The sequence below is a fragment of the Nocardioides luteus genome, assembly GCF_015752315.1.
GTDB lineage: Bacteria > Actinomycetota > Actinomycetes > Propionibacteriales > Nocardioidaceae > Nocardioides.
The window spans coordinates 2203950-2216446 of the sequence record NZ_JADOVJ010000001.1; the positions used below are offsets into that span (position 1 = coordinate 2203950).

Consider the following 12497-nt stretch of genomic DNA (forward strand, 5'->3'; position numbering starts at 1 on the left):
AGGACTGAGGAGTTCGGACGATGAACACGCACAAGATCGGCCGCCTGATGGCGGTCGCAGCGGTCGCGACCCTGTCGACCGCATCGCTCGTGGCATGTGGCGGCTCGGATGACGACGGCGGCGACTCGGGCGGCTCGGGCGGCACCGACGTCGGGGTGATCCTCCCCGACGCCACCACGTCTCCCCGGTGGGAGTCCCAGGACCGGCCCAACCTCGAGAAGGCGTTCACCGACGCCGGCCTCAAGGCCACGATCCAGAACGCCCAGGGCGACACGGCCAAGTTCGGTCAGCTCTGCGACAGCATGATCAACGAGGGCGTCAAGGTCATCATCATCACCAACCTCGACTCCGAGTCCGGCGCGGCCTGCCTGAAGAAGGCTGCCGACGCCGGAGTGACGAGCATCGACTACGACCGGCTGACGCTCAACGGTGGCGCGTCCTACTACGTCTCCTTCGACAACGTGAAGGTCGGCGAGCTGATGGGCGCGGGCCTCGACGAGTGCATCACCGCCGCGGGCAAGAAGGGCGGCAACATCGTCTACGTCAACGGTGCGGCCACCGACAACAACGCGGCGCTGTTCAAGTCGGGCTACGAGAAGGCGCTCAAGGCGAAGATCGACGACGGCACCTACAAGCTCGTCGGCGACCAGTCGGGCGAGTGGGACGCCACCAAGGCCGGTCAGGTCTTCGACCAGATGTACACCGCCAACGGCGGCAAGATCGACGGCGTGGTCTCGGCCAACGACACCATGGCCGGCGGCATCATCGCCCGGCTGAAGGCCAACAAGGTGCAGGGCAAGATCCCGGTGACCGGCCAGGACGCCTCGGTCGAGGGTCTGCAGAACATCCTGCAGGGCTTCCAGTGCGGCACCGTCTACAAGAACACCGCGCTCGAGGCCAAGGCCGCCGCCGACCTGGCGATCGCGCTGATCGAGGGTGACGAGGACGCAGCCTCGGCGCTGGCCACCGGGTCCGTGGAGGACACCGAGGCCGGCAAGGACGTGCCCTCGGTGCTCGCCGAGCCCGTCTGGGTCACGAAGGAGTCGGTCGGAACCGTCATCAAGGACGGTCAGGCCGATGCCGCCGAGGTGTGCGCCGGCCCGATCGCGGACCTGTGCACCGAGAACGGCGTGCCTCAGTGAGTCCGCTGCTGGAGCTGCACGGCGTCGAGAAGTCCTTCGGCGCCGTGCAGGTCCTGCGCGGCGTGGACCTCACGGTGCAGGCGGGCAAGGTGACCGCGCTCGTCGGTGACAACGGCGCCGGCAAGAGCACCCTGGTGAAGGGGATGGCCGGGATCCATCTCTTCGACGCCGGCGACTACCTTTTCGAAGGCGAGCCGGTGAAGGTGACCAGTCCGAAGGACGCCGCCGCGCTCGGGATCGAGGTCGTCTACCAGGACCTTGCGTTGTGCGACAACCTCGACGTCGTCCACAACATGTTCCTCGGCCGGGAGATGAAACGCTTCCGGCTGGTCGACGAGGACACCATGGAGCAGCGGGCTCGCGAGACGCTCGACGGTCTCTCGGTGCGTACGCTCAAGTCGGTGCGTACGCCGGTCGCCTCCCTCTCCGGTGGCCAGCGTCAGACCGTGGCGATCGCCCGGGCGGTGCTGTGGAACTCCAAGCTGGTCATCCTCGACGAGCCGACCGCGGCGCTCGGGGTGGCGCAGACCGAGCAGGTGCTGCGACTGGTGCGGCGCCTGGCCGACCGCGGCCTGGGCGTCGTGCTGATCAGCCACAACCTCAACGACGTCTTCGAGGTCGCCGACGACATCGCGGTCCTGCACTTGGGGCGCATGGTCGGCCAGATCGAGGCCGCCTCGACCACGCGCGGGCGGGTCGTGGAGGCGATCACCACAGGTGTTGTTCCACAAGGAGGTGCGGCATGAGTGCGGACGTGGACGACCGGCCGGTGACCGATCCGGCGTCACCGGACCCGATGCCCGACAACTCGCTGGCCGGGATCCTCCGCGCCTACCTGGCCAAGCTCAGGGGCGGTGAGGTCGGCTCGCTGCCGGCGGTGCTGGGTCTGGTCGCGCTGGTCGTGGTCTTCTCCGCGCTGCGTCCGGAGCAGTTCACCAACTCGTTCAACTTCGCCAACCTGATCGGCCAGTCGGCGGGTGTGACCGTGCTCGCGATGGGCCTCGTCTTCGTGCTGCTGCTGGGCGAGATCGACCTCTCGGCAGGGTTCGCGGGCGGCACCTGTGCCGGCGTGCTCGGGGTGTTCCTGACCCGGCAGGAGTGGCCGCTGCTGCCGGCCCTGGTCGCGGCGCTGCTCGCCGGCGCCGTGATCGGCCTGCTCATCGGGCTGCTGGTGGCCAGGCTCGGGATCCCGTCGTTCGTGGTCACCCTGGCCGCGTTCCTCGGGCTGCAGGGGGTGCTGCTGACGATGATCGGTGAGGGCGGGACGATTCCCTACCGCAACGACTTCATCAACGGCCTCAACAACTCCAACCTCCCGGTCTGGCTCGGCTGGACGCTCGGCATCATCTGCATCGTGGGCTATGCGGCCTCGACGTACGTCACCGACGCCCGGCGCCGCGCCAAGAACCTCACGGTGCAGCCGATCCTGCTGTGGGCGCTCAAGACCGGGCTGCTGACGGTCGTGGTGCTCGCGGTGGTCGGCTATCTCTCGGTCGAGCGCAGCCGCAACCCGGCGCTGACCTCGCTCAAGGGGGTGCCGGTCTCGCTGCTGGTGATCGTCGGCCTGCTGATCGTGCTGACCTTCATGCTGACCCGCACCGCCTGGGGCCGGCACGTCTACGCGGTCGGCGGCAACGCCGAGGCGGCGCGGAGGGCCGGGATCAACGTGTTCCGGGTGCGCCTGTCGTGCTTCATCCTCTGCTCCACGATGGCGGCGATGGCCGGCATCATGATCGCCAGCCGCACCAACTCGGTGAACCCGAACACCGGTGGCGAGACGACCCTGCTGTACGCCGTGGGCGCCGCCGTCATCGGCGGCACCTCGCTCTTCGGCGGCAAGGGCCGGGTCATCGACGCCGTCATCGGTGGCACCGTGGTCGCGGTCATCGACAACGGGATGGGCCTGCTCGACCAGCCCCAGGGCACCGTCTGGATGGTCACCGGCCTGGTCCTCCTGGTCGCGGCCAGCGTCGACGCGCTCTCCAGGCGCCGGGCCTCTGCTACGGGGCACGTGTAGCCGGCCTCGCCGAGACTGCAGAAGTGGCGGACGAGACGACAGTTTCGTCCGCCGCTTCTACATTCTCGGCCCGCCAGAACTACGGTTTCGGCGGTGCGGTGCTGCTGCGCACGACCAGCTCGGCGGGCAACCGCAGGTGGCGCTCGGTCTGCTTGCCCTCGAGCAGCTCGAGCAGGAGCTCGAGGGCTGCCCGGCCCATCTCGTGGAGCGGCTGGGCGACGGTGGTGAGCGGGGGAGTGGCGTCGCGGGCCTCGGGTACGTTGTCGAAGCCGATCACCGAGAGGTCCTCGGGCACCCGCAGGCCGAGGGAGCCGGCGACCTCGATGACCTTGATGGCCGAGATGTCGTTGGCGGCGAAGATGGCGGTGGGCCGCTCGCCGGCGGGGAGCGAGAGCAGCTCGCGAGCCGGTGCCTCGGCGACCTCGGGGTGGTAGCCGCCCACCCGGATCAGGTCGGCGGAGACGCTCAGGCCGGCGTCGTAGAGCGCCTCGCGGTAGCCCTGCTCGCGCAGCGCGGCGGAACGCAGGTCGGGGCGGCCGCCGAGGAAGCCGATGCGCTGGTGGCCGAGCCCGATCAGGTGGTCGACGGCGAGCCGGGCGCCGGTGATGTTGTCGGCATCGACGGTCATCGGTCCGTCGGGGCCGGTGTGGGGGTCGATCGCGACGACCGGGATCGTGGTCTCGTCGGTGATGATCATCGAGGGCGTCACCACGATCGCCCCGTCGATCAGGGTGTGGCCGAGACGGGAGAGCGAGCGCCGCTCCCAGCCGGTGTGGTTGTGGGCGCCGCTGCGGCCGGCATGCGCCAGGAGCTCGTAGCCCGTGCCGTCCAGGGCGGCCGAGATTCCCTTGAGCAGCTCGGCGGAGTAGGGCTCGAACTCGGCGACGAGCACGCCGATGACGCCCGTCGACTTGCGGCGCAGGCTGGAGGCGATCAGGGACGACTGGTAGCCGAGCTGGTCGATGACCGCGAGGACCTTCTCGGCCGTCGCCTCGCTGACCCCGTAGCGCTCGTTGATCACCTTCGAGACCGTGGCCACCGAGACACCCGCCTCCCGGGCCACGTCCGTGATCGTCACCCGTCGGGGGCGGGGCTGGTCGAGCGTACTCATGCCCCTGACAGTAGCCCACTCGGGGGATTGTCGATAACCATCTACGAAAACGTTATCGACAACGATTGACATCGGTGCCCGACAACCGCCATGCTCGACCCGACAATGTGGCGGCAGTCACATGACCCCATCCAGAGCTGTGACGAAGAAGGTCCAAAGATGTCGAGGAAGACACAGGCGCTCGCCGCGCTGTGCGCCGGATTGATGATTGCCGCCACCGGTTGTGGCGGCTCGGGCGACTCCGGTGGCGACGACAACACCATCACGTGGTGGCACAACTCCAACAACGACCCCGGAAAGGGGTACTACGAGCAGGTCGCGAAGGACTTCGAGAAGGCCAACCCCGGCGTCAAGGTCAAGGTCGAGGCCTTCGCGCACGAGGACATGCTCACCAAGCTCGACGCCGCGTTCCAGAGCGGTGACCCCGAGCAGATCCCGGACGTCTACATGGAGCGTGGCGGCGGCGAGCTCGCCGACCACGTCGAGGCGGGTCTGACCAAGGACCTGTCCGAGGACGCGGCCGACGAGATCGACATGATCGGCGGCTCGGTCGCCGGCTGGCAGGTCGAGGACAAGACGTACGCACTGCCGTTCTCCATCGGCGTGGTCGGCTTCTGGTACAACAAGGAGCTCTTCGCCAAGGCCGGCATCACCGCCGCGCCGACGACGCTGGAGGACTTCTACGACGCCGTCGACAAGCTCAAGGCCGCGAAGATCCAGCCGGTCTCCGTCGGCGCCAAGGACGCCTGGCCGGCCGCGCACTACTACTACTGGACCGCGGTCCGGGAGTGCTCCGAGGACGTCTTGACCTCGGCGGTCAAGAGCCTCGACTTCTCCGACCCCTGCTTCGAGAAGGCCGGCGACGACCTGGTCGACATCGTCGCCCACAAGCCCTTCAACAACGGCTTCCTCTCCACCGGTGCCCAGGAGGGCCCGACCTCGGCCTCCGGCCTCCTCGCGACCGGCAAGGTCGCCATGGAGCTCGCCGGTCACTGGGAGCCCGGCGTGATGCAGGGCATCACCGAGGACAAGAAGGGCCTGGGGGACAAGACCGGCTGGTTCGCCTTCCCGCAGATCGAGGGCGGCCAGGGTGACCCGGGCGCGCAGATGGGCGGCGGCGACGCCTGGGCGGTCTCCGAGGGTGCCCCCGACGCCTCGGTCGACTTCGTCAAGTACCTCCTCTCCACCGACGTCCAGACGGGCTTCGCTGAGAACGGGATGGGCCTGCCGACGAACCCCGACGCGACCGGCGCGCTGACCGACCCGGCCCTGGCCGACCTGATCAAGGTGCGCGACAGCGCTCCCTACGTCCAGCTCTACTTCGACACCGCCTTCGGTCAGGCCGTCGGCGGAGCGATGAACGACGCGATCGTCAACGTGTTCGCAGGCAAGGGCACGGGGACGGACATCGTCACCGCCACCCAGGAAGCCGCGGACAAGGAAAAGTGAGCTGAGCCTGTGACACACGACGTGACCGAAGCCGCTCCCGCGGCGTCAGGGCACGCCACATCGGACGCCCGGCGTACAGGTGCTGTACGCCGGGCACCCGGCGGTCCCGGAAGGACCGGACTTCGTGGTGACGCCTGGCGCAAGCGCTTGGAGATCCTTGTCTTCGTAACCCCTGCGCTGGCGCTCATCGCGCTCTTCGTCGCCTGGCCCATCGTCACCGCGGTGCGCTTCTCGGTCTACGACTGGAAGGGCTTCGGCGACCTGACCGACTTCGTCGGCCTCGAGAACTACGTCGAGGTCCTCGGCGACGAGGTCTTCCGCAGCGCGGTCGGCCACAACATGATGATCGTGGTCGGCTCGATCCTGCTCCAGCTCCCGCTGGGCGTGGCCATCGCCCTCCTGCTCAACCGCAGGATGCGCGGCCAGGGCCTGCTGCGCACGATCATCTTCGTGCCGTACGTGCTGGCCGAGGTCATCGCCGCGGTCGTCTGGCTCCAGCTGCTGCAGCCGCAGTACGGCTTCATCGACGCCTTCACCGCGCAGATCGGCCTCACCCCGCCCGAGCAGGGCTGGCTCGGCACCCCGGAGTACGCCCTGTGGATCGTGCTCCTCGTGCTGACCTGGAAGTACCTCGGCCTCGCCGTGCTCCTCTTCCTGGCCGGCATGCAGGGCGTCTCCGAGGAGCTCCACGAGGCCGCCCAGCTCGACGGCGCCTCCTGGTGGCAGACGCAGTGGCGGATCACGATCCCGCTGCTGGGACCCACCATGCGTACCTGGGCCTTCTTGTCGATGATCGGCTCGATCCAGTGCTTCGACATGATCTGGGTGCTCACCCAGGGCGGTCCCGCGGACGCGACGGCCACCATGGCGACGTACCTCATCGACGAGGGAACCAAGCGCCACAACTACGGCATCGCAGGTGCCGCCTCGGTGATCCTGTTCGTGATCGCCTTCGCGATGGCCCTCGCCTACCAGGTCCTGATCCTGCGCCGCGACACCAAGGAGGACACGGTATGAGCGTGACGGCCGATCTCACCCCACGCCGCCGTAGCGGCGGCAACCTGTGGGTCTACCTGATCGCGCTGATCGTGGTCGCGATCACCGTCGGCCCGGTCCTCTACGGGGCGCTCGGCGGCTTCCGCACCAACGCCCAGCTTGCCGACAAGCCGGCCGGGCTGCCCGACCCGTGGGTGTGGAGCAACTACGCCGGGGTGCTGAGCAACCCCTCGTTCTGGCAGTACGCCCTCAACTCGACGATGATCGCGATCATCACCACGGTGGTGACCGTCGTGTTCGGGCTGATGGCGGCGTACCCGCTGGCTCGCTACCAGTTCCGGGGGCGCGAGGCGCTGTTCATGGTCTTCGTCCTCGGTCTGCTGTTCCCGGCGGCCGTGGCGATCATCCCGCTGTTCATCATCATCACCCGCAACCTGCACATGGCGAACACCTGGTGGGGCGTGGCCCTGCCGCAGGCGGCGTTCGCGCTGCCGATGACGGTGGTCATCCTGCGGCCGTTCCTGATGGCGCTGCCCAAGGAGCTCGAGGAGGCGGCGCTGATGGACGGCGCCGGCCGGATCGGCGTCTTCTGGCGGATCCTGATGCCGCTGTCGGCACCCGGGATGATCACCGTCGGGGTGCTGGCGTTCGTGACCTCCTGGAACGCCTATCTGCTTCCGCTGCTGCTGCTCCAGGACAAGATGCGCACCCTCCCGCTCGGCGTCGCCGACTTCTCCACCGAGCACTCCGCCGACACCGCCGGCGTCCTCGCTTTCACCACCCTCGCGATGATCCCCGCCCTCGTGCTCTTCCTCGCCTTCCAGCGCCGCCTCGTCAGCGGCCTGCAGGGCGCGGTCAAGGGCTAGAACGGACACCTCCTGTGACTGAACCAACGACCGAACCGACTCTGCCTGCCTGGCCCCAGGTCTCCGAGCGCGTACGCGACCTGCACGCGCAGATGACCTTGGAGGAGAAGCTCGCCCAGATCGTGGGCTACTGGCTCGACCGCGGCGGCGACGTCGTGGCGCCGATGGCCAACGAGATGACGCGCGACATCGACGGCGACGGCCGGCGTCTCTCGGAGATCACCGCCCACGGCCTGGGCCACTACACCCGGGTGTACGGCACCCGGCCGGTCGATCCGGCCGAGCGCGCCGCGTGGCTGTGGGAGGAGCAGAGACGCCTGGTCTCGCAGACCCGGCTGGGGATCCCGGCCCTGGTCCACGAGGAGTGTCTGACCGGGCTGGCCGCCTGGCAGGCCGCGACCTTCCCGACGCCGCTGGCCTGGGGCGCGAGCTTCGATCCCGAGGCCGTCGAGGAGATGGCCCAGATGATCGGTGCGGACATGCGTGCCCTCGGTGTGCACCAGGGGCTCGCCCCGGTGCTCGACGTGATCCGCGACGCGCGCTGGGGCCGCTGCGAGGAGGCCATCGGCGAGGATCCCTATCTCGTCGGGACGGTCGCGACGGCGTACGTCCGGGGGCTGCAGTCCGCCGGCGTGCATGCCACGCTGAAGCACTTCGTCGGTTACTCGGGCTCGCGGGCCGGCCGCAACCACGCGCCCGTCTCCGCGGGTCCTCGCGAGATCGCCGACATCTTCCTGCCGCCGTTCGAGATGGCGGTGCTCGACGGTGGCGCGAGGTCGGTGATGGCGTCGTACAACGACATCGACGGGGTGCCGCAGCACTCCTCGGTCGACCACCTCACCACCCTGTTGCGCGAGACCTGGGGCTTCGACGGGGTCGTCGTCGCCGACTACTTCGGGGTGGCGTTCCTCGCGGTGATGCACGCGATCGCCGCCGACCGCGGGCGGGCCGCGGCGCTGGCCCTGGAGGCCGGTGTCGACGTGGAGCTGCCCAGCGGGGATGCCTATCTCGAGCCGCTCGCGGCGCTGATCCGCGCCGGGGAGGTCTCCGAGTCGCTCGTCGACCGGGCCGTGCTCCGGGCGCTGGCGCAGAAGGAGGAGCTCGGCCTGCTGGACGAGTCCTTCGGGGCGGGTCTGGAGGAGGGAGCGCCGGAGTCGATCGACCTGGACTCCCCGGCACACCGCGCGCTGGCGCGCCGGCTGGCCGAGGAGTCGGTGGTGCTGCTCAGCAACGACGGTGTCCTTCCGCTGGCGGTTGGCGCCGGCAAGGTGGCCGTCATCGGCCCCAACGCCGACCGGCCCGAGGCGCTGATGGGCTGCTACTCCTTCGTCAACCACGTGATGGCGAGCTACCCCGAGGAGCCGCTCGGCATCGAGCTGCCGACGATCGCCGAGGCGATCCGGGCCGAGCTCGGCGGCGCCGCGCTCGAGGTCGTCGCCGGATGCGACGTCGAGGGCACGGACCGCACCGGCTTCCCAGCGGCCGTCTCGGCGGCTGCCGAGGCCGATGTCGCGGTCGTCGTCGTGGGTGACCAGGCCGGGCTCTTCGGCCGCGGCACCGTGGGGGAGGGCAACGACTCCGAGTCGCTCGAGCTTCCCGGGGTCCAGCGCGAGCTGGTCACCGAGATCGTCGCGACCGGGACCCCGGTCGTGCTCGTGGTCGTCACCGGCAGGCCGTACGCCATCGGCTGGGCGCTCGAGGACGAGGTGCGTCCCGCGGCCGTGCTGCAGGCGTTCTTCCCCGGCGAGGAGGGTGGGGCGGCGCTGGCCCGCATCATCTCGGGTGCGGTCAACCCGTCGGGCCGGCTGCCGGTCTCGCTGCCGCGCGTCTCCGGCACCCAGCCCTACAGCTACCTGCAGCCCCTCCTGGGTGGTCCGTCGGAGGTCACCGCCACCGACCCGACGCCGGCGCGCCCCTTCGGCTTCGGCCTCTCCTACACCACCTTCGGTCACAGCGGGCTCTCGGCCGACCGCACGGTCACGGCCGGGGGCACCTTCGAGGTGGAGGTGACCGTCACCAACCTCGGCGACGTCGCCGGTGTGGACGTGGTCCAGCTCTACGGCCGAGACCTGCTGGCCTCGGTGGTCCGCCCGGTCTCGCAGCTGCTCGGCTACCAGCGGGTCGCGCTGGAGCCGGGGGAGTCGGCGGTGGTGCGCTTCGAGGTGCCCACGACACGGCTGGCGTTCACCGACCGCAGCCTCACCCGTGTCGTCGAGCCCGGCGACGTCGAGGTCTGGGTGGCCGCCTCGGCCGGCGAGAAGGTCGCGACCGCGGTCGCCGAGGGCATCGCCGAGCTCTCCGAGGTCGAGGCCGCCTCGGCCGCCGTCGAGTCGGGCAGCGACAAGGTGCTGGTCACCATCACCGGCGAGACCCACCGGGTCGGCACGGCCGACCGGCGGATCACGACGGCGACGGTCTCCCGCTAGCGATGGGTCAGGGGCGGCGGGCCAGGTAGGCCGCGGGATCGTCGATCACGCGGCGTACGACCGTGCCGGCCGCCCCGCGCACGGCCGCGTCGCTGCCGAGGCCGGAGACGAGCAGCGGCGGCGGCGCGGTGGCACCGGTGTGGCGAGCGATCGAGGCCTCGGTCGCGGTGGCGAGCCAGGGCGCGAGGGTGGCGAACGCGCCGCCGAGCACGATCGCGGCGGGGTCGAGGAGGGTGAGCACCGAGGCGAGTGCGACCCCGAGGTGGCGGCCGGCGTCGGTGACCGCGTCCAGAGCGGCCCGGTCGCCGGCCTCGCAGGCCCGGGTGAGATCGGCCATCGTCGCCACCTGGGCGCGGGAGAGGATCTCCTGCTGCCCGGCCATCCGTTCCAGGCAGCCGTGGCCGCCGCAGGCGCAGCGCGGTCCGTCGGGCGCGACGACGACATGGCCGAGCTCGCCGGCACCGGCGTGCGCACCGCGGAAGACCTCGCCGCCGACCACGATGCCGCCACCGATGCCGATCTCGCCGGAGACGTGCACGAAGTCGCGCAGGGGCCCGCCCTCGTGCTCGTGACCGCCGAACCACATCTCGCCGAGAGCCGCGAGGTTGGCCTCGTTCTCCAGCTCGACGTCGAGCCCGGTCGCCTCGCCGACCGCGTCCGCGAGGTCGACCCGCGGCCAGCGCAGGTTGGGCGTGCGTATGACGGTGCCGTCGACGGCCAGGCCGGGCACCGCCACGCAGGCCCCTGCCAGGGGCAGGCCCTGGGCGGCCGCGCTGCCGGCGGCGGTGCGGGCCACCTCGACGAGGTCGGCGACGACCTCGTCGACCTCGCGGTCGCGGTTGTCGCGGCGTACGACATGGTGGTAGCGCGGAGCGTCGGTCAGATCGGTCACCACGGCGGCCAGGTAGTCGACGTTGATCTCCAGGCCGAGGCCGGCGGTGCCGCCGGGAGCCAGGCTGAGCGCCGTGGCGGGCCGGCCACGCTCGGTCGCGGCCGGGCCGCTCTCCCCGATCAGCCCGGCGGAGATCAGGTCGGCCACGAGCCCGGAGACCGACGACTTGGTCAGTCCGGTGCGCGCCGCGACCCGGGCCCGGGAGACCGGCCCCGTGCGGGCGACCTCGCCGAGCACGAGCGCGAGGTTGCTCGCCCGCATCCCGGCATGTTGGGCTGGCTCGCTTCGGACCGTCATGGATGGGATTAGACCAAGTTCTGAACTTGAGGTCAACCAGTCGACTTTTCCGCTGGCAACCGGTTGACAATGTGACGAGCATCGCGTTTCATCGGAGTTACATAGTCCGAGTCGTGAACTAAAGTGAGGAAGCAAGGCTATGACGGAGTACACCCCCACCCCGGACGACAAGTTCACCTTCGGTCTGTGGACCGTGGGCTGGAACGGCCAGGACGTCTTCGGGTCGGCGAGCCGGCCGCACCTCGACGTCGCGCACTCGGTCCACAAGCTGGCCGAGCTGGGCGCCTACGGCATCACCTTCCATGACAACGACGTCTTCGCGATCGACGCGAGCGACGCCGAGCGCCAGGCGGAGATCGACAAGCTGAAGGCGGCGCTGGACGAGACCGGCCTCAAGGTGCCGATGGCCACGACCAACCTCTTCGGCCACCCGGTCTTCCGCGACGGCGGGTTCACCTCCAACGACCGCGAGGTGCGCCGCTACGCGATCGCCAAGGTCGCGCGCAACATCGACCTCGCCGCGGAGCTCGGGGCCACGACGTACGTCATGTGGGGCGGGCGTGAGGGTGCGGAGTCGCACGCCGCGAAGGACATCGCGGCGGCGCTGGACCGATACCGCGAGGCGGTCAACCTGCTCGGCGACTACGTGACCGAGCAGGGCTACGACATCCGGTTCGCCATCGAGCCGAAGCCCAACGAGCCGCGCGGCGACATCCTGCTGCCGACCATCGGCCACGCGCTCGCCTTCATCAACAGCCTCGACCGCCCCGAGATGGTCGGGCTCAACCCGGAGGTCGGCCACGAGGAGATGGCCGGGCTCAACTTCGCCTCCGGCGTCGCCCAGGCGCTGTGGCACGGCAAGCTCTTCCACATCGACCTCAACGGCCAGCACGGACCGCGCTTCGACCAGGACCTCCGCTTCGGTGCCGGCAACCTGCGCGGTGCGTTCAACCTGGTCGACCTGCTGGAGACCAAGGGCTACGAGGGCCCGCGCCACTTCGACTTCAAGCCGCCGCGCACCGAGGACGAGGACGGCGTGTGGGCATCGGCCGCGGGCTGCATGCGCAACTACCTGGTGCTGCGTGAGCGGGCCAAGGCGTTCCGGGCGGACCCGGAGGTCAAGGCAGCGCTCGAGGCCTCGCAGGTCGAGGAGCTGTCCGTGCCGACGCTGGCCGAGGGCGAGACGCTCGAGGACATCCGCAACGTGGCCTACGACATCGAGAAGCTGGACCACGGCTACAGCTTCGAGCACCTCGACCAGCTGGCCATGGACCACCTGCTCGGGCTTCGTTAGGTTGCAG

Annotated in this window: 10 protein-coding genes; 8 read left to right on the forward strand and 2 right to left on the reverse strand. The window is 69.9% G+C overall.

All coding sequences use genetic code 11. The features are described 5' to 3' along the window. Positions 1–20 precede the first annotated feature (20 nt). The 3 genes from HD557_RS10570 to HD557_RS10580 are packed head-to-tail and all read left to right on the forward strand — an operon-like array spanning position 21 to position 3159. Positions 21–1142 carry a sugar ABC transporter substrate-binding protein gene (locus HD557_RS10570; protein ID WP_008356901.1) on the forward strand — a complete coding sequence of 374 codons (1122 nt, stop codon included), beginning with the start codon at positions 21–23 and terminating at the stop codon, positions 1140–1142. Further along, on the forward strand, positions 1139–1888 hold the full coding sequence (locus HD557_RS10575) for an ATP-binding cassette domain-containing protein (protein WP_008356899.1): 750 nt from the start codon (positions 1139–1141) through the stop codon (positions 1886–1888). Before HD557_RS10570 ends, HD557_RS10575 begins: the two co-directional genes overlap by 4 nt. After that, complete coding sequence (locus HD557_RS10580; RefSeq protein WP_196873861.1) at positions 1885–3159, forward strand: sugar ABC transporter permease; 1275 nt, start codon at positions 1885–1887, stop codon at positions 3157–3159. Before HD557_RS10575 ends, HD557_RS10580 begins: the two co-directional genes overlap by 4 nt. Positions 3160–3238: 79 nt before the next feature. Here the strand turns inward: HD557_RS10580 and HD557_RS10585 are convergent, their stop codons facing one another. Next, on the reverse strand, positions 3239–4270 hold the full coding sequence (locus HD557_RS10585; RefSeq protein ID WP_008356895.1) for a LacI family DNA-binding transcriptional regulator: 1032 nt from the start codon (positions 4268–4270) through the stop codon (positions 3239–3241). Positions 4271–4429: 159 nt separating this feature from the next. Here HD557_RS10585 and HD557_RS10590 point away from each other — a divergent pair, with 159 nt between their 5' ends. The 4 genes from HD557_RS10590 to HD557_RS10605 all read left to right on the forward strand — a co-directional run bounded on the left by HD557_RS10590 (position 4430) and on the right by HD557_RS10605 (position 10007). Then, a complete protein-coding gene (locus HD557_RS10590; RefSeq protein ID WP_196873862.1) occupies positions 4430–5719 on the forward strand; it encodes an ABC transporter substrate-binding protein in 1290 nt (429 codons plus the stop codon). Between the two features lie 147 nt (positions 5720–5866). Next, positions 5867–6736: a carbohydrate ABC transporter permease gene (locus tag HD557_RS10595; protein ID WP_196873863.1), complete on the forward strand. Its 870-nt coding sequence runs from the start codon at positions 5867–5869 to the stop codon at positions 6734–6736. Then, on the forward strand, positions 6733–7581 hold the full coding sequence (locus HD557_RS10600; RefSeq protein WP_196873864.1) for a carbohydrate ABC transporter permease: 849 nt from the start codon (positions 6733–6735) through the stop codon (positions 7579–7581). Before HD557_RS10595 ends, HD557_RS10600 begins: the two co-directional genes overlap by 4 nt. Positions 7582–7595: 14 nt before the next feature. Further along, a complete protein-coding gene (locus tag HD557_RS10605; RefSeq protein WP_307785588.1) occupies positions 7596–10007 on the forward strand; it encodes a beta-xylosidase/alpha-l-arabinosidase in 2412 nt (803 codons plus the stop codon). Positions 10008–10014: 7 nt separating this feature from the next. On the opposite strand, the gene HD557_RS10610 is transcribed toward HD557_RS10605, so the two are convergent. Then, a complete protein-coding gene (locus HD557_RS10610) occupies positions 10015–11196 on the reverse strand; it encodes an ROK family transcriptional regulator (RefSeq protein WP_196873865.1) in 1182 nt (393 codons plus the stop codon). Positions 11197–11335: 139 nt separating this feature from the next. On the opposite strand from HD557_RS10610, the gene xylA reads away from it, so the two are divergent. Next, positions 11336–12490, forward strand: coding sequence for a xylose isomerase (gene xylA / locus HD557_RS10615; protein WP_196873866.1), 1155 nt, complete (start codon positions 11336–11338; stop codon positions 12488–12490). Positions 12491–12497: the final 7 nt, after the last annotated feature.